Annotated in this window: 12 protein-coding genes; 3 read left to right on the top strand and 9 right to left on the bottom strand. The window is 63.8% G+C overall.

Annotated elements, in window-relative coordinates; genetic code table 11:
- Window positions 1-23 precede the first annotated feature (23 nt).
- Window positions 24-4,727 carry a glutamate synthase-related protein gene (locus PQR32_RS28725; protein ID WP_408234938.1) on the bottom strand — a complete coding sequence of 1,568 codons (4,704 nt, stop codon included), beginning with the start codon at window positions 4,725-4,727 and terminating at the stop codon, window positions 24-26.
- Between the two features lie 295 nt (window positions 4,728-5,022).
- On the bottom strand, window positions 5,023-5,730 hold the full coding sequence (locus PQR32_RS28720) for a transposase (RefSeq protein WP_007180173.1): 708 nt from the start codon (window positions 5,728-5,730) through the stop codon (window positions 5,023-5,025).
- Window positions 5,731-5,917: 187 nt separating this feature from the next.
- On the opposite strand from PQR32_RS28720, the gene PQR32_RS28715 reads away from it, so the two are divergent.
- Both PQR32_RS28715 and PQR32_RS28710 read left to right on the top strand, forming a co-directional pair.
- Window positions 5,918-6,643, top strand: coding sequence for an OmpW/AlkL family protein (locus tag PQR32_RS28715; protein ID WP_408235165.1), 726 nt, complete (start codon window positions 5,918-5,920; stop codon window positions 6,641-6,643).
- A 353-nt stretch (window positions 6,644-6,996) separates the two neighbouring features.
- Complete coding sequence (locus tag PQR32_RS28710) at window positions 6,997-7,377, top strand: ElaB/YgaM/YqjD family protein (RefSeq protein WP_168795416.1); 381 nt, start codon at window positions 6,997-6,999, stop codon at window positions 7,375-7,377.
- 124 nt (window positions 7,378-7,501) lie between these two features.
- Here the strand turns inward: PQR32_RS28710 and PQR32_RS28705 are convergent, their stop codons facing one another.
- From PQR32_RS28705 to pilM, 7 genes are all read right to left on the bottom strand, one after another.
- On the bottom strand, window positions 7,502-8,707 hold the full coding sequence (locus tag PQR32_RS28705) for a deoxyguanosinetriphosphate triphosphohydrolase (protein ID WP_408234935.1): 1,206 nt from the start codon (window positions 8,705-8,707) through the stop codon (window positions 7,502-7,504).
- A 71-nt stretch (window positions 8,708-8,778) separates the two neighbouring features.
- The gene (gene aroB / locus PQR32_RS28700) at window positions 8,779-9,864 is read right to left on the bottom strand and encodes a 3-dehydroquinate synthase (protein WP_408234933.1); all 1,086 of its coding nucleotides are present in this window, start codon (window positions 9,862-9,864) and stop codon (window positions 8,779-8,781) included.
- Window positions 9,864-10,415, bottom strand: coding sequence for a shikimate kinase (locus PQR32_RS28695; protein WP_106284162.1), 552 nt, complete (start codon window positions 10,413-10,415; stop codon window positions 9,864-9,866). Before PQR32_RS28695 ends, aroB begins: the two co-directional genes overlap by 1 nt.
- Before the next feature lie 106 nt (window positions 10,416-10,521).
- On the bottom strand, window positions 10,522-12,282 hold the full coding sequence (locus tag PQR32_RS28690; protein ID WP_408234930.1) for a type IV pilus secretin PilQ: 1,761 nt from the start codon (window positions 12,280-12,282) through the stop codon (window positions 10,522-10,524).
- Window positions 12,282-13,214: a hypothetical protein gene (locus tag PQR32_RS28685; protein ID WP_408234927.1), complete on the bottom strand. Its 933-nt coding sequence runs from the start codon at window positions 13,212-13,214 to the stop codon at window positions 12,282-12,284. The genes PQR32_RS28690 and PQR32_RS28685 overlap by 1 nt, the downstream gene beginning before the upstream one ends.
- Window positions 13,211-13,933, bottom strand: a complete 723-nt coding sequence (locus PQR32_RS28680; RefSeq protein WP_408234924.1) for a fimbrial assembly protein — start codon at window positions 13,931-13,933, stop codon at window positions 13,211-13,213. The genes PQR32_RS28685 and PQR32_RS28680 overlap by 4 nt, the downstream gene beginning before the upstream one ends.
- Window positions 13,930-14,922 (bottom strand): type IV pilus biogenesis protein PilM, encoded by a 993-nt coding sequence (gene pilM, locus PQR32_RS28675; protein ID WP_408234921.1) that lies wholly within the window; start codon window positions 14,920-14,922, stop codon window positions 13,930-13,932. The genes PQR32_RS28680 and pilM overlap by 4 nt, the downstream gene beginning before the upstream one ends.
- 253 nt (window positions 14,923-15,175) lie before the next feature.
- Between pilM and PQR32_RS28670 the strand changes: the two genes are divergently transcribed.
- On the top strand, window positions 15,176-17,575 hold the full coding sequence (locus PQR32_RS28670; RefSeq protein ID WP_408234918.1) for a penicillin-binding protein 1A: 2,400 nt from the start codon (window positions 15,176-15,178) through the stop codon (window positions 17,573-17,575).
- Window positions 17,576-17,738 lie beyond the last annotated feature (163 nt).

The raw sequence follows: 17,738 nt of genomic DNA, 5'->3' as shown, positions 1-17,738 counted from the left end.
TTGCTGATGAACAGCGTTGCGAATCAGGCGGCGAGCACTTCCTTGTTCGCCTTCTTCGCGGCCATTTCGCCCAGCGCGCGCTTGTATTCGGTCGGGAACACCTTCACGAATTGACGGCGCGACGCATCCCAGTTTTCGAGCAGCGCCTTGGCGCGCGGCGAACCCGTGAACTGGAAGTGACGCTCGATGAGTCCCTTGAGCAGCGCTTCGTCGGTCGTGCCGGAGTGCCACAGGCCCTTGTCGACCGTGCGTTCCTGTTCGGCCGTTTGCAGGACCGGATCGAGCGCAACCATCGACTTGTTGCACTTGCCCGCGAACGTGTTGTCCGGATCGAACACATAGGCGACGCCGCCCGACATGCCGGCCGCGAAGTTACGGCCCGTTTCGCCGAGCACGATTACCGTGCCGCCCGTCATGTATTCGCAGCCGTGGTCGCCGGTGCCTTCGACAACCGCCGTCGCGCCCGAGTTACGCACGCAGAAGCGCTCGCCCGCGACGCCACGGAAGAATGCTTCGCCTTCGATCGCGCCATACATCACCGTGTTGCCGCAGATGATGTTCTCTTCCGACTTGCCGCGGAAATCGTTGGTCGGACGGATGATGATGCGGCCGCCCGACAGGCCCTTGCCGACGTAGTCGTTGCCGTCGCCGACCAGATCCAGCGTGATGCCCTTGGCGAGGAACGCGCCGAAGCTCTGGCCCGCGGTGCCCTTCAACTGGATATGGATCGAGTCGTCGGGCAGGCCGTCGTGGCCGTACTTCTTCGCGATCGTGCCGGACAGCATCGCGCCGACCGTCCGGTTCACGTTACGCACCGGCTGGATGAACGAGACGTGCTCGCCCTTCTCGATCGCCGCCTTCGCCTTCTCGATCAGCGTGTGGTCGAGTGCCTTGTCCAGACCGTGGTCCTGCACGTCGACGTGCTTGCGCGCCACTTCAGCCGACACTTGCGGCAGATAGAACACGCGCGAGAAGTCGAGACCCTTCGCCTTCCAGTGCTCGATGCCCTTCTTCATATCGAGCAGTTCGGCGTGACCGATCAGGTCGTCGAACTTGCGGATGCCCAGTTGCGCCATGATTTCGCGCGCTTCTTCCGCAACGAAGAAGAAGAAGTTCACGACGTGTTCCGGCTGGCCCTGGAACTTCGCACGCAGCACCGGATCTTGCGTCGCGACGCCGACCGGGCAGGTGTTCAGATGGCACTTGCGCATCATGATGCAGCCTTCGACGACGAGCGGCGCCGTTGCGAAACCGAACTCGTCCGCGCCGAGCAGCGCGCCGATCACGACGTCGCGGCCGGTCTTCATCTGACCGTCGGCCTGCACGCGGATACGGCCGCGCAACTGGTTGAGCACGAGTGTTTGCTGCGTTTCGGCGAGACCCAGTTCCCACGGCGTGCCGGCATGTTTCACCGACGACAGCGGCGACGCGCCCGTGCCGCCGTCATGGCCGGCGATCACGACGTGATCGGCCTTCGCTTTGGCGACACCCGCGGCGACCGTGCCGACGCCCGATTCCGACACCAGCTTCACCGAGATGCTGGCCGCCGAGTTCGCGTTCTTCAGATCGTGGATCAGTTGCGCCAGGTCTTCGATCGAGTAGATGTCGTGGTGCGGCGGCGGCGAAATCAGGCCGACGCCCGGCACCGAGTAACGCAGCTTGCCGATGTAGTCCGACACCTTGTGGCCCGGCAACTGACCGCCTTCGCCCGGCTTCGCGCCTTGCGCCATCTTGATCTGGATCTGATCCGCGGACGCGAGGTATTCCGCGGTCACGCCGAAACGGCCCGACGCCACCTGCTTGATCTTCGAGCGCAGCGAATCGCCTTCCTTCAACGGAATGTCGACGATCACTTCGTCGCCGATCACCGACTTCATGGTGTCGCCGTTCTTGATCGGAATGCCGCGCAGTTCGTTGCGGTAACGGTTCACGTCCTCGCCGCCTTCGCCCGTGTTCGACTTGCCGCCGATGCGGTTCATCGCGACCGCCAGCGTGGCGTGCGCTTCCGTCGAGATCGAGCCCAGCGACATCGCACCGGTGGCGAAACGCTTGACGATGTCTTTCGCCGATTCGACTTCGTCGAGCGGGATGGCCTTGGTCGGATCGAACTTGAATTCGAACAGGCCGCGGAACGTCATGTGACGCTTGGTCTGATCGTTGATCAGATGCGCGTATTCCTTGTACGTCTGATACGAGTTGCTGCGTGCCGAGTGTTGCAGCTTGGCGATCGCATCCGGCGTCCACATGTGTTCTTCGCCGCGCACGCGGTAAGCGTATTCACCGCCCGCGTCGAGCATGTTCGCGAGAACGGGGTTGTCGCCGAACGCGTCGCGATGCAGGCGGATCGCTTCTTCCGCGACGTCGAACAGGCCGATACCGCCCACCTTCGACGACGTGCCCTTGAAGTACTTCACCACCAGATCTTCAGCGAGACCGACGGCTTCGAAAATCTGCGCACCGGTGTACGACATGTAGGTCGAAATGCCCATCTTGGACATGACCTTCATCAGGCCCTTGCCGACAGCCTTCGTGAAGTTGTAGACCGCCTTCTCCGCCGACAGGTCGCCCTTCAGGCCGGCCGCGAGCTGGCTCAGCGTTTCCATCGCAAGGTACGGGTGCACGGCTTCCGCGCCGTAGCCCGCGAGCAGCGCGAAGTGGTGCGTTTCGCGCGCCGAGCCGGTTTCGACGACGAGGCCCGCGCTCGTGCGCAGACCATGCTGCACGAGGTGCGTGTGGATCGCGGCGGTCGCGAGCAGCGCCGGAATCGCGACGTTGTCGCGGTCGGTCTTGCGGTCCGACACGATCAGCATGTTGTAGCCGGACTTGACCGCATCCACGGCTTCCGCGCACAGCGAGGCGAGGCGCGCTTCGATGCCTTCCTTGCCCCACGCCACCGGATAGCAGATGTTCAGTTCATAGGAGCTGAATTTGCCGCCCGTGTACTGATCGATCGCGCGGATCTTCGCGATGTCCTTGAAGTCGAGCACCGGCTGCGACACTTCGAGACGCATCGGTGGGTTGATGTTGTTCGTGTCCAGCAGGTTCGGCTTCGGACCGACGAACGACACCAGCGACATCACCATGTTTTCGCGGATCGGGTCGATCGGCGGGTTCGTCACTTGCGCGAACAGCTGCTTGAAGTAGTGGTAGAGCGTCTTGTTCTTGTTGGACATGACTGCCAGCGGCGAGTCGTTGCCCATCGAGCCGACCGCTTCTTCACCGGCTTGCGCCATCGGCGCCATCAGGAACTTGAGGTCTTCCTGCGTGTAGCCGAAAGCCTGCTGGCGATCCAGCAAAGCGGCGGCTTCCCGGCGCTCCGTCACGACGTCTTCGGCCTTCGGCTCGATTTCGTCGAGCTTGATGCGCACGGCGTCGATCCAGCTCTTGTACGGCTTGGCATTCGCGAGGTTGTCCTTCAGTTCCTTGTCGTCGATGATGCGGCCGTGTTCCATGTCGATCAGGAACATCTTGCCCGGCTGCAGACGCCACTTCTTGACGATCTTCGACTCAGGGATAGGCAGCGTGCCGGCTTCCGACGCCATGATGACCAGGTCGTCGTCCGTGACGATGTAGCGCGCCGGACGCAGGCCGTTACGGTCGAGCGTGGCGCCGATCTGGCGGCCGTCGGTGAAGGCGATCGCAGCGGGGCCGTCCCACGGCTCCATCATCGCGGCGTGGTATTCGTAGAACGCGCGGCGGTTGTCGTCCATCAGCGTGTGCTGTTCCCAGGCTTCCGGGATCATCATCATCATCGCGTGGACGAGCGGGTAGCCGGCCATCACCAGCAGTTCGAGACAGTTGTCGAACGAGGCGGTGTCCGATTGGCCCGGATAGATCAGCGGCCAGAGCTTCGGCAGATCGTCGCCGAGCACGTGCGACGCGATTGCGCCGGTACGGGCGTTCAGCCAGTTGACGTTGCCCTTCACCGTGTTGATTTCGCCGTTGTGGGCGATCATGCGGTACGGGTGAGCCAGTTCCCACGCCGGGAACGTGTTGGTCGAGAAGCGTTGGTGCACCAGCGCCAGCGCCGACACCGTGCGCTCGTCCTGCAGGTCGCGGTAATACACGCCGACCTGGCCGGCCAGCAGCAGCCCCTTGTAGACGACCGTGCGCGCCGAGCACGACGGCACGAAGTATTCCTTGCCGTGCTTGAGCTTGAGCGCCTGGATGCGGTGGCTCGCGGTCTTGCGGATGATGTACAGCTTCCGCTCGAGCGCGTCCGTCACCATGATGTCCTTGCCGCGGCCAATGAAGATCTGGCGGATCAGCGGCTCGCTCGCCTTGACGGTGGGCGAAATCGGCATGGTGTGGTCGACCGGCACGTCGCGCCAACCCAGCACGACCTGGCCCTCGGCCTTCACCGTGCGTTCCAGTTCCTGTTCACAGGCCAGACGCGAGGCGTGTTCCTTCGGCAGAAAGACCATGCCAACGCCGTATTCGCCGTGCGGCGGCAGCACCACGCCCTGCTTCGCCATTTCCTCGCGATAGAAGCCGTCCGGAATCTGGATCAGGATGCCCGCGCCGTCGCCCATCAGCGGATCGGCGCCGACGGCGCCCCGGTGGTCGAGGTTCTCGAGAATCTTCAGGCCCTGCTCGATGATCTCGTGGCTTTTCTTGCCCTTGATGTGAGCGACGAAGCCGACGCCGCAGGCGTCATGCTCGTTTTGCGGGTCGTACAGACCTTGCGCGGCGGGAACCGGGTGAGTCGGTTGCTGGTGGTCGTTCATGGGGACACCGTCTGTGAGGGGCCGGACAGGCCGTTAAACCGTTTTTTCTATTGCCGCAGTGCGATTCACAACCGCGACGGCGCGCTCAACGCTCGATGCTACGCGCGTCAAAAAGCGCCGGAATTCGGAATATACGCGACGAATCAATGGAATAGCAAATAAAACGTGATCATCGAACCCCAATTATCAAGTTGGTGCATTGCACCTTATTTTTATTGGTGCCATATCAAAATCGTGCAAAAGAAAACGGCATGCGAAGATGCCGTTTCGATGCAGCCCTTTGATGCGAAACGCTTTATTGCTGCTGCGGCGTCTCGCGCACCTTGCGCGGCCGTCCGCGTGGCAGCGGCGACACACGCCGGTTGGCGGCCCGCGCCGCCCATTCGCGGTACGTATCACTCCCCAAAACCCAGCCCTTCAGGGTGGCCTGCTGAAGCTGGCTGGCTTCGCGTTCGTCGAGCGGCTGCTCGCACAGTTCGCGATACGCACGCTGTCGTTCGAACGGCGTATTGCCGAGCGACCAGTACAGCGGGTGGTCCGTAATCAGGCTGTCGAGCGTCAGGCCGATGTGATGGCGATAGCTCGACCAGCGGTAGTCTTCCGGCGCGCTCACGAGCCCCGCGCGCACCGGACACATCTCGACGACGCGGCTCGCCAGCAGGAAGTAGCGCTCGCCTTCGATCACCGTGGCGCGGTAGCGGCCTTCCCACAAGGTGCCGCGGCGCGCGTAGCGCCGGTTGAAGTGCGCCACGTAGCGGCGCCCGACCGCCTGCATCGCCTTCGGCAGACTCGACTCCTCGGTCGGCGTGACGAGCAGTTGCACCGCGCCCGGCATCAACGCGTATGCGTGGATGGATAAGTGATGGTCGCGCGAAGCCGCTTTCAAACAATCGATGAAGAGCTCGTAGTCCTGGTCGTCGACGAATGCGGGCTGCTGATCGAGCCCGCGGAGGATGACGTGCTGCGGCTGGTCAGGGACATAGAGACGTGCAAGCCGTGCCATGCTGGAGTATCCGATAGTCGCGTTGGTACATACCCGAAGGTCCGAAGAACCGCATGCGCCAAAGGTTCGGCGCGGCGCGGCAGAGCCAGAAACCGCGCGGAGCTTAGGGAGAAAGCTCTAACCGCCGCGTATGGTTTGTTTCAAACGTTGTCGTCATAATGAGCGGGCCTTTTTTGGAGGAGCACATATGAAATTAAAACAGGCCGTAACGGGGATCGCGGCGCTAGCCTGCATGACAACGGCAGCGCATGCGCAATCGGCCGGTAGCTTTTTCGTCACAACAGGCTGGTTCCATCTTGCGCCTCAATCGAGCAGCGAACCGTTGAAAGTGACAAGCATTGGTGGCAGCCCGACCAACATCACCGAAGCCAACACCGGCGCAACACTCAGTTCAGCCGACACTCTCGGCTTCACCGCCGGCTACTTCATCACCGACCACATCGCAACCGAGTTCGTGATTGGCATCCCGCCTTCGTTCGACCTGGAAGGCTCTGGCAGCCTCGCCCAATTCGGCAAGCTAGGCCAGGCAAAACAGTGGAGCCCGACTCTGCTGTTCAAGTACTACTTCAATGCCCCGACTGCCGCTTTCCGCCCGTATCTCGGCGTTGGCGTGAGCCGCATCTGGTTCACCGACGAAAAGATCTCCAACAGTGCATTCGAGGCAAACGTACTGCATGGTCCGACCAGCGTCACTACGGATAGTTCGTGGGAGCCGGTGTTTAATGCCGGCTTCACTTACGCCTTCAACCAGCACTGGTTCGCCGGCTTTTCCGTTTCCTACCTGCCGCTCAGCACGACTGCCAAGCTGAACACCGCTGCGAACACGCCAGTCGGCACGCTGAACGTGCAATCTGAAACCAAGATCAAGCTGAACCCGATCGTTACCTACGTCAACATCGGTTACCGTTTCTAACGCTTCGAGAAAATTAGGGGCCGTAGAGTTAGGGTAGTCGAATTTTCGTGGCTTGGACAACGCCGTCATGCATCCAATGGCGGCGTTTTTATTTTTGTGCGCGCTTCATGGAGGCCCGTTGAGCGCTCATGGAAGCCAAGCGCCGACCGGCTGTCGGCGTTTGTAAATTTGACCCGGAATCGCGCCAGCCAGTGCAATATGTGCTGACAAATCTGCGTCCGTGTCACGGCGGGTGGGGCCTGCGGGGTTTGGCACCGAAGTTGCGTTCGCATGGTGTTTCCCGCGTCGCGACGTAAATTTGCGTCTTCGTGACAACGCGCGGGACCCTTTTTCACCTCATCGACGGAGCGACCATGACTGCACTTCCGAATACGCGAGACGCCCTCGGCGAATCCTGGACCAGCACCAGCCGCCGTGCGCGGCGTATCGCTCGCCACAGCCGCCACGCGGCCGAAGACATCGCAGGCGAACTGCGCACGCTAATGTCGGAACTCGAATCCACTTTGGCGGACGGCACCCAGGCCGACGCGGTGGCGTTGCGCAGCAAACTTCGCAAACAACTCGAGGTTGCGCGCGCCCGCCTGAACGATACGCGCGAAGCCGTGCGTGAACGCGCCCAGGTGGCGGTGGCCGATGCGGACGATTACGTGCATGAAAATCCGTGGCAGACGATTGCGATCGTCGGCGGCGTCGCGCTGATTGCGGGCGCGTTGTTCGCGTCGCGACTGCGCTGATCAAGGCGCGACAGCGCTGGACGCGGCGTCGGCCCGGCGGTTGCTGCAAGTGCTCTGAACCGGTGCCTCGCACTGGCGCCGGCTCGCAGGCCGTCCGGGCCGGCGCAGCTTCGTGCCGCGCTGCTCAGTTGTCGTCGATCACGAACAACCGCTGGTACTCCTTGACCGCGTAGCGATCCGTCATGCCCGCGATGTAGTGGGCGATCAGGCGCGGTTGCTGCGTCGCGTCGCTCGACTGGTAGCTCGGCGGCAGCAGCCGCGGATCGTCCGTGAACGCGTCGAACAGACCGGCGACGACGCGGCGTGCCTTGTTGGCCATGCGCATCACGCGGTAATGGCGATACAGGTTCCTGAACAGAAAGCGCTTGAGCGTCGCAGCCTGCGCGGCAATCGTCTCACTGTGCGCGACGAGTGCGGGCGATGAACGCACGGCATCCAGCGACGCCGGCGCGTGCCGGTCCAGATTCAGCTTGGTCGTGTCGATCAGATCGACGATCAGCGTATTGATGATGCGGCGCACCGTTTCGTGAATCAGCCTGCGTCCTTCGATCTGCGGAAAATCGCTGCGCGCCGCCTCGTAGTGCACCTGCCACAACTCCACTTCGGCGAGCTGCTCGACGGTGAGCAGGCCCGAGCGCAACCCGTCGTCGACGTCGTGATTGTTGTACGCGATCTCGTCGGCGACATTCGCGATCTGCGCCTCGATGGACGGCTGCCGCCCTTCCAGAAAGCGCTCGCCCAAAGTGCCGAGCCGCCGCGCGTTCTCGCGCGAGCAGTGCTTGAGAATCCCTTCACGCGTTTCGAAGCAAAGGTTCAGGCCGTTGAACGCGCCGTAGTGCTCCTCCAGATCGTCGACGACCGCCAGGCTCTGCAGATTGTGCTCGAAGCCGCCATGCTCGCGCATGCATTCGTTGAGCGCGTCCTGCCCGGCATGGCCGAAAGGCGTATGGCCTAAATCATGGGCGAGCGAAATGGCTTCGACGAGATCTTCGTTCACCCGAAGATTGCGTGCGACCGACCGCGCGATCTGCGCGACTTCCAGGCTGTGAGTCAGACGCGTGCGAAACAGGTCGCCCTCGTGGTTCACGAACACCTGAGTTTTGTACTCGAGTCGGCGGAATGCCGTCGAATGGACGATACGGTCGCGATCGCGCTGGAATTCGGTGCGCGCGCTGGGGGCCGCTTCCGGATAGCGGCGGCCGCGCGATTGCGCGGAGTGGGCCGCGTACGGCGCGAGGTGCGCTTCGAGTGCTTCCTGCGAAGGCACGCCGATCGTCGCCGTGCCTGCCGTCGGGTCATGCTTTACATCGTCGCTGCGCCTGTCAGTCACCGGGTTCTCCGAAACATGGGCGGCGCCTCGTGACGCTGGTACATGCTGCGTTGCTGGACGCCCCGCGAGATTCAGACGGCGGCGGCCAGCGTGGCATGCACCTCGGCGTCGGGCGCCTGGGTGATGAGCGTCTCACCGAAACGCTTCAGCAGAATGAATTTGATCGCGCCGGCTTCCGCCTTCTTGTCGACCCGCATGAGTTCGACATAACGCGAGTCGCCAAGAGCGGGCGCCCGGGTCGGCAAATGCGCGGCGACGATCACGTCGACCAGACGCTTGCGTGCGGCTTCATCGAGATAGCCTAAACGCACGGACAGATCCGCCGCCATTACCATCCCGCAACCGACCGCCTCGCCGTGGAGCCACTCGCCGTAGCCGAGGCCGGCTTCGATCGCATGGCCGAAGGTGTGGCCAAAATTGAGGATGGCGCGCAGTCCGCCTTCGCGCTCGTCCTGCGCGACCACCGACGCCTTGATTTCGCACGACCGCTTGACCGCCTCAGCTAGCGCTTCGGGTTCGCAGCGGTTCAATGCTTCGATATTGGCTTCGATCCAGCTGAAAAAACCCGCGTCGGCGATGGCGCCGGTCTTGATCACTTCGGCGACGCCCGCGGCCAGTTCACGCGCCGGCAGCGTGCGCAGCGCGCCGATGTCGGCGATCACGGCCTGCGGCTGGTAGAACGCGCCGATCATGTTCTTGCCGAGCGGGTGATTGATGCCCGTCTTGCCGCCCACCGACGAATCGACCTGCGACAGCAACGTGGTCGGCACCTGAATGAACGGCACGCCGCGCATGTAGCAGGCGGCCGCAAAACCCGTCATGTCGCCGATCACGCCGCCGCCCAGTGCGATCAGCGTGGTCTTGCGATCGGCGCGGCCGCCGAGCAGCGCGTCGAAAATCAGGTTCAGCGTTTCGAGGTTCTTGTACGCCTCGCCGTCCGGCAACACGACCGTGGACACCTGCTTGCCGAGCGGCGCCAGCGCGGCGCGCAGCTTGTCGCCGTACAGCGGGTCGACGGTGGTATTGGTGACGATGGTGACCGAGCTGCCGGCGATATGCGGCGCGAACAGTGCCGTCTGGCTAATCAGATCGGCACCGATATGGATGGGGTAGGCGCGTTCGCCCAATTCGACGTTGACGGTAATCATACGGTCCATTATGACGCAGGATGTTTGGCGACGCCGGCCATCTCGAGCTGCATCAGAACCATGTTGACGAGTCCGTTGACCGAAGGCCGGCCGGTTTCGATCACGAAATGCGCGCATTCCCGGTACAACGGGTCGCGCACTTCATACAGTGCTTCGAGACGCGCTTTGGGGTCTTCGGTCTGCAAAAGCGGGCGATTTTTGTCGCGCCGGGTGCGCAGCCACAGATCGTGCGGATTGGCGCGCAAATAGATCACCACCCCGCGATTCTGCAGTGCTTCGCGGTTTTCCGGCCGCAGTATCGCGCCGCCGCCGGTCGCGAGCACGATATTGTCGCGCCCGGTGAGGTCGGAAATCACGCTGGCTTCGCGCTCGCGGAAGCCCGCTTCGCCCTCCAGCTCGAAGATCACCGGGATGCGCGCGCCCGTGCGCGCCTCGATTTCATGGTCGGAATCGAAGAACGGGCGATCGAGACGGCGCGCAATGGCCCGGCCCACGGTGGTTTTCCCTGCCCCCATGAGCCCTACAAAAAATACATTGGCGTGTGCGTCCCGCGCTTGCAACGGTGTCCTCTGGCTAATCCGGTATGGTTCGTGCCGCAGCTTACTGGCAAAGCGGCTGCCTTGTCGAGCCTGCGCGCCCCCGCTCGCAAGCGGCGGCAGCATGCCCCTAATTTGTCTGAACGACGCGCGGCGTGATGAAAACAGCCAGTTCGCTGCGCTGGTCGCGATGAGCCCGATGGCGGAAAAGCGCACCTAAAATCGGTATTTTGCCCAGGACCGGGACCCGCGTCACATCGTCCCGGTCGTCGGTCGCATAAATTCCGCCGATCGACACCGTACCACCATCCTCGACTTCGACGCGCGTTTGCACGTGCTTGGTGTTGATCGCGGGCCCGGCGTCGGTCTGTTCGCCGACGCTGTCCTTGGCGACGTCGAGGTCCAGCACCACCCGGCCGTCCGGCATGATTTGCGGCTCGACCTCCAGTTTGAGCGTGGCGCGGCGAAACTGCACGCCCGACACGCCCTGCCCGACTTTCGCCTGATACGGCAGCTCGGTGCCCTGCTCCACCACCGCTTTCATCCGGTCGGCCGTGACCACGCGCGGACTCGAAACGATTTCGCCGCGCCCCTGTGCTTCGAGCGCGCTTAACTCGATGTTCAGCAGCCGCGTCGCGCCGGCGGCGAACAGGGTCAGGCCGGCGGTCGCCGCGTCGAAGCCAGAAATCGGGCGGGCAGACAGATCGTAGCCGGCGTCGGTCAAGCCTTTCGCGGTGCCGTCGGCGTTCGTGGCCGCCATGGAGAGCTTCACGCCGAGATTGCGCGAAAACCCATGTTCGCCCTCGACGATACGCGCTTCGATCAACACCTGGCGCGTCGGCCGGTCGACGGAGGCTAGCAGCGCGGCAATCTGCGCGAGGCGCCCTTCGAGATCGGTCACGAACAGCAGATTGGTGCGCGGATCGGCAGTCGCGGCACCGCGCTTGGACAATACACGCTGCGCGCCCGAACCGGTCAGCAGACGCCTGACGTCTTCGGCGTGCGCGTAGTGCAACTCGAACGTGCGGCTCGCGAGTGGCTCGAGATCGGCGGCCCGGGCGTGCGCTTCGAAGCGCTGCCGTTCGCGCACGGCCAGATCCGCGCTCGGTGCGACCCAGATCACGTTGCCGTGGCGCTCCATCGCCAGGCCGTTGACGTCGAGCAAGGTGTCGAACGCGGTGCGCCACGGCACTTTGTCGAGCTTCAGCGACACGGCGCCGCGCACTCGTTCGTTCGCGACGATGTTCAGGCCGGTGAATTTGGCGAACGCATTGAGGACGGCGCCGAGTTCGGCGCGCTGGAAATTCAACGAGATCGGTTTGTCGTCGGGCGCGAGGGCTGCGTCGGCGGCACTGCGTGGTGCGTTGCTCAGACGAGCGAGCGGCGGCAGTGGCACCGGCGGGCCTTCGAGCGCGGCGGTGCCGGCGGCATCGACGCGAACTGCGGCGGCGGATTGTCTTCGCAGCGGAACGGAGCCGTCGGAGCCATCAGCGTCGGCGTCGCCGAGAGCCGGAGCGGCGGATTGCTTTCGCAACGGCAGTGAGCCGTCGGCGGTGTCGGCGGCAGGCTCGTCCGTGCCTGCGTTGGCCGCCGTCGGGTTCACACGCGATGCGTCTGGATCGTCTGCTGCATCTTGACGAAACGGGTTGGGCACTTCGGCCGAAACGTCGCGTGGCAGCGGCGGTGTGTCGCCATACGGAGCGTCGCGCGCCGGTACCGCGTCGTCGAGTGGCATGTAGGCAGGCAGCGGCGGCAGCGGTGGAGTCGACGCATGCGTGACGCTGGCGCCCAGCGCCGCGCTGAGATACAGGCCGAGACACACCTTGAGGCGAGGCGACGCACGCGAATCGACGCCCGACAATGCAAAGGGAAATGGCTTCGCCAGTCTCATCAGGAAGCCTCCGTCATCGCCAGCGTGCGTGTCGCACCGCCCTTCGCGAGCGTAATGCCGGATGCGTCCAGCTTCGTGACACGCTCGGCGCCGATCCGCTCTCCCGACTCGACGGTTGCCACGCCCTCCGGTGTATCGAGCAAGGCCAATCCACGCGTACGATCGCTGAGCAATCCGACCAGACGCAGTTGCGAGAGGTCGGGCAGATCGCCGGCAGCCTGCATCCGCGGCTGCGAAAATGGATCGAAGAAGACGATGTCTTCATCGTCGTCCGAGTCGAGGCTGTCGTCGGCGAATGCGTCCGCGGAGGCTGTCGATGGCGCCGGCCGCAATGCGTCGAACACGTGCAGCGTGGCGCTCATCGACAACGCCGCGGCATCCCGCTTGACGGTCACGTCGACAGGCACGATAAGCACCGGCAGATCGGACAGTCCGCGCAGAAATGCCATCAGGTGAACAAAGTCCGTACGCGCGGTCAGTCGCAGCGGACGCATGCTTTCAACACCCGTGCCGCTGAGCGCGCCGGGTTCCACCGCCAGCAACGCGACGCTATTTTGCGCGGCCAGTTCGGAGACGATGCGCACGACGTCGGCCGAACTCCACGACGCGGATGAGCGCGTGGCCGAAGCAGCAACCGGCACGGCGGCGGCATCGCGGCGCAGCGCGGGCAATTGCGCAAGCGCGCGTCGCGCGTTCGCGAGACGCAGGCTGCTGGCTTCCAAAGCCGCCCGGCTCGCCTCAACGCCACCGAAATCGGTTACCACCCAGCCATGCGCGCCCAGGCCGAACACTAACGCGGCAATCAGCAACGCGACCACCCAGCGGCGGCGGCGGCTCCATGCGTCGAGCGGCAAGCGCACGCGCTTGATCCAATGGGAAAGAGAAAGCCGCGCGTTTGCCCCGCCGCCGAACTCGACAAAGATCGTACTCATTTCGCACCTCTTGATTGTTCAGACTTCACAGGACGTTGCGTCGTGGACCCAGCCGGGCGAACCGTTTTCTGCGCCGCCTCGTTCCACCGCAGATTCGCACCGAATTCGATCGGACCGGCGACGCTCGCCTGCGCCGCACCCGCACCGCCGCGCGAAACCGAACGATGCAGATCGTTCACCTCCGCCCCCTTCACCCCACGGATCGCACTCAAGCGCTTGAGCCACTCAGCCGAAGCGAGATGTCCACGCGATGTCGCCAGCAACTCCGTCTCGTCCTCACGGTGGCGCAACTGCTGCAGCACCACGCCGTCGCCCGGTTCGAAACTCAGCGCGTCAAGCAGATCGCGTAGATGCGTGAGCGGCTCAGACACGCTCTTTGCGCGTGCGGCGTTGAGGCGCTGTTCGTCTCGCGCGCGCAGCAATTCCGCGTGCTCCGCGAGTGGCGCCGATAGTTGTGTGAGCGTGCGTTCGATCGACACGCGCTGCGCATCGAGCCGCGCCCTCTCGATTGCCTGCCAGCCGGCCAATGCGAAAACGGCGGCGCAACCGGCGCAGACCGCGGCAATCCATTCGAGCACGCGCCGCCGGCGCGCGAGCCGCGCATTGCGTTGCCGGTAAGGCAGCAGATTGAAACCGCCGAGCCATGATCGCGCGAAGCGCGTGCCGCGTACCGGCGCCCGAGTGTTGGAGGCCGCGGCGTGCAGCAGGCCGCCCGTCATTCGAACACCCCGCGCAACGCAAGCCCGAACGCGACCGCGCCGGACGGTTCGTGCAACAGCGAATCGTCCAACGGTCGAACGAGACCGCCCAGCGCCGCGCATTCGAACGGCAGCACCGTGCAGCTCAACACGTCGGCAATATCCGCGCTCGAGAAACCCACACCGTCGAGCAGATCAACCTCGCCGCTCAACAACGCGCAGTCGAGTTCCGGGCCTTCGGCCAGGTCGCGCAATGCATCGGCGAGATCGGCGTGTTCCGGTGCGGGATAGCGCATTTCGCGGCAGATGACGTCGTCCACGATCCGCCAGCCGTAGACGCCGTCGGTGCCGATCCACAACGCGATATACGGCTCGTGCGGATCGAGTTCGTAACTCGCCGCATAGCGCATGGCGCGCAACGCCGCATGCGGCTCACCGTCGATGGCGGTGAGCGAGATGCCCGCAATCGCCGCGCATTCGATTCGCGCTTCGAGATGTTGCCGCGCGGTGGCGGCAATGGTCACGGAGCGGACCGGCGAATACGTTTCGTCCAGATACCAATCGACGGCGAGAGCATGCCGCTCGAGACCGGCAATGCGCTCGACCTCGCTCATCACCGCCGGCTCAAGTTCGGCCAGTTGATATCCGCCGTCTTCCGCGCAACCGCTTTGCGCGGCAAGCCGCGTGAGCGGCACCGTGGTGGTCATGGTGGCCGACGCGGGCAGCGCCATCGCGCATCGCAAGGCATGTGTCGCGCACGCGCGCGGCAGACCGGCGAACGCCTCGCGCAACGCACGCGCCACCGCGTGCCGGTCGGCAATCTCGCTGCCAGCCATAGCACCGGCGACAAGCGGAACGGTGCTCACGTATTCGATATGCAGCGCGCCGGGTGAGCGCACGCGCTGACTCAGCACGATCAGACGCACGGTCTGCGAGCCAACATCGATCCCCGCAGCAAAACGCTGCGCACCGGGTTGCACTGCCTCAAGCCAAGATCTTTTCAACGCCATGACGCCCTCCCTCTGACTCACGCGACGAACCATTCGAACGCGAGTGATGAGGAAGAATTGTGCGTAGCCGCGGCGCCGCGCGACACTCAGCCAAACGGCTAACGTTGAGCAACGCACGTCCTGTACGCCATCAAAGGGACTACAGTGAAGTCATTCCCGTGCGGCGCGCAGACTTGTCAAGAAGTGTCAGTAAGCATGCCGAAAGCTGAAAAGCGAGGCGGCTATAATCGCGGGACTGCTTTTTGGTGCCTATATGCAATCCACGTCTCCTACGTCCCCGCCGCCCGCGCCGCAGAGGCGCAAACGCCCGTTGTGGCTGAAGCTCATCCTGGGCTTCGTGGGTCTGATCGTCGCAGGCATTCTGTGCGTGCTGCTGGTGCTCGGCTATGCGCTCGTCGTCGCCACGCCCAACCTGCCGTCGCTCGATGCGCTGACCGACTACCGGCCGAAGGTGCCGCTGCGCATCTATACGGCCGACCATGTGCTGATCGGCGAATTCGGCGAAGAACGGCGCGACATCGTCCATATTCAGGACGTGCCCGATCATCTGAAGAAGGCGATCCTCGCCATCGAAGACGCGCGCTTCTACGATCACGGCGGCGTCGACCTCACGGGCATCGCGCGCGCGGGCTTCGTCGCGCTGACCAATGGCCACGCCACGCAGGGCGCAAGCACGATCACCATGCAGGTGGCGCGCAACTTCTTCCTTTCCAGCGAGAAGACCTATACGCGCAAGATCTACGAGATGCTGCTCGCCTACAAGATCGAGTCGAAGCTGTCCAAAGATCAGATTCTCGAGGTGTACATGAATCAGATCTATCTCGGTCAGCGCGCCTACGGTTTCGCGAGCGCCGCGCGCGTGTACTTCGGCAAGGATCTGAAGGATCTGACGCTGGCGGAATCGGCCATGCTGGCCGGCTTGCCGAAGGCGCCGTCCGCGTATAACCCGGTCGTCAATCCGAAGCGTGCGAAGGTGCGTCAGGAGTACATCCTGCAACGCATGTACGAGCTGCACTACATCACCCAGGAACAATACGACGAAGCGAGCAAACAGCCGCTCGTGGTCAAGGGCGCGGGCAAGGAATTCAGCGTGCACGCGGAATACGTCGCGGAAATGGTGCGTCAGATGATGTACGCGCAGTACCGCGAAGAAGCCTACACGCGTGGCCTGAACGTGGTGACCACGATCGATTCGGCGGATCAGGACGTCGCTTACCGGGCGCTGCGCAAAGGTCTGATGGACTATGAACGGCGCCACGGTTATCGCGGCCCGGAGGCGTTCATCGATCTGCCGTCCGACGCCGAGGATCGCGAGCAGGCCATCGACGACGCGTTGCTCGAACACCCGGACAACGGCGAGATCATTGCCGCCGTGGTCACCGCGGCGAGTCCGAAGCAGGTGCAGGCCGCTTTCATCGACGGCAATGTCGCGACGATCCAGGGCGACGGCCTGCGCTTTGCGCAGTTCGCGCTCGGTCCGCGCGCGCAGCCGAATCAACGCGTGCGGCCCGGCGCGGTCATCCGCCTCGTCAAGAACGACGACGGCAACTGGTCGATCACGCAATTGCCGCAAGTGGAAGGCGCGTTCATTTCGGTAATCCCGCAAGACGGCGCGATTCGCGCGCTGGTCGGCGGTTTCGACTTCAACAAGAACAAGTTCAATCACGTGACTCAGGCGTGGCGTCAGCCGGGGTCGAGCTTCAAGCCGTTCATCTATTCGGCGTCGCTCGAAAAGGGACTCGGACCGGCAACCGTGATCAACGACGCACCGCTCTTCTTTAGCGCCGCGGAAACCGGTGGCCAAGCGTGGGAGCCGAAGAACTATGGCGGCGGCTTCGACGGCCCGATGACCATGCGCACCGCGTTGCAGCGCTCGAAGAACCTGGTGTCGATTCGTATCCTGAACCAGATCGGCACGAAGTACGCGCAGCAGTACATCACGCGATTCGGCTTCGACGCGGATCGTCATCCGGCTTATCTGCCGATGGCGCTGGGCGCCGGTCTCGTCACGCCCTTGCAGATGGCGGGTGCGTTCTCGGTGTTCGCCAACGGCGGCTATCGGATCAATCCGTATCTGATCGCCGAAGTCACGGATCAACGCGGCATGGTGGTCGCGCACGCACAACCGCTGGTGGCCGCGCAAAGCGCGCCGCACGCGATCGAGCCGCGCAATGCGTACGTGATGAACAGCCTGCTGCAAAGCGTCGCGCAACGCGGCACGGGCGCCAAGACCAACGTCCTGAAGCGCACCGATCTCGGCGGCAAGACAGGCACGACCAACGATTCGCGCGATGCGTGGTTCGCCGGTTATCAGCACACGCTCACCGCGATCGCGTGGATCGGCTACGACAACCCACGCAGTCTCGGCGACAAGGAAACCGGCGGCGGCCTGGCGTTGCCGGTGTGGGTCGAATACATGGGCCGCGCGCTCAAGGGCGTGCAGGAGTACAAGATGCCGAAACCCGAAGACGTCACGGAAATCGGCTCGGAGCTTTATTTCGACGACTTCACGCCGGGGCACGGTTTTGTCGCCACTGTCGGCATCAGTCAGGCGGCGCTCGACGCCGAGGCTAGCGGCGCGTCGGCGGCAGCGCCTGAGCAGGTCGGCGAGCAGGAGAAGCAGGACATCATGAATCTGTTCCGCGGACACTGACGCGCTCGTACAGTGCCTTTGAAGCAAAACGGGGGCGCCGGTGGGCGCGGGCGGGGTGGTGGTTGGGGGGGGGGGGGCCGCGCCCCCCCCAAACCCCCCCCCGCCCCCGCCGCCGAAGCACCGTGAAACCGATGGTCCCCACCACGCTGGCGAGCCGTAATAT

This window comes from Paraburkholderia dipogonis (assembly GCF_046027395.1).
In the GTDB taxonomy this organism is placed as follows: Bacteria; Pseudomonadota; Gammaproteobacteria; order Burkholderiales; family Burkholderiaceae; genus Paraburkholderia; species Paraburkholderia dipogonis_A.
This window is presented reverse-complemented; position numbering and strand designations above follow the sequence as displayed.

Coding starts and splice junctions, on each gene's coding strand:
- pilM (WP_408234921.1), bottom strand. CDS start 14,922: ATGGCGTTGAAAAGATCTTGGCTTGAGGCAGTGCAACCCGGTGCGCAG.
- PQR32_RS28710 (WP_168795416.1), top strand. CDS start 6,997: ATGACTGCACTTCCGAATACGCGAGACGCCCTCGGCGAATCCTGGACC.
- PQR32_RS28720 (WP_007180173.1), bottom strand. CDS start 5,730: ATGGCACGGCTTGCACGTCTCTATGTCCCTGACCAGCCGCAGCACGTC.
- PQR32_RS28680 (WP_408234924.1), bottom strand. CDS start 13,933: ATGACGGGCGGCCTGCTGCACGCCGCGGCCTCCAACACTCGGGCGCCG.
- aroB (WP_408234933.1), bottom strand. CDS start 9,864: ATGGACCGTATGATTACCGTCAACGTCGAATTGGGCGAACGCGCCTAC.
- PQR32_RS28725 (WP_408234938.1), bottom strand. CDS start 4,727: ATGAACGACCACCAGCAACCGACTCACCCGGTTCCCGCCGCGCAAGGT.
- PQR32_RS28715 (WP_408235165.1), top strand. CDS start 5,918: ATGAAATTAAAACAGGCCGTAACGGGGATCGCGGCGCTAGCCTGCATG.
- PQR32_RS28670 (WP_408234918.1), top strand. CDS start 15,176: ATGCAATCCACGTCTCCTACGTCCCCGCCGCCCGCGCCGCAGAGGCGC.
- PQR32_RS28685 (WP_408234927.1), bottom strand. CDS start 13,214: ATGAGTACGATCTTTGTCGAGTTCGGCGGCGGGGCAAACGCGCGGCTT.
- PQR32_RS28690 (WP_408234930.1), bottom strand. CDS start 12,282: ATGAGACTGGCGAAGCCATTTCCCTTTGCATTGTCGGGCGTCGATTCG.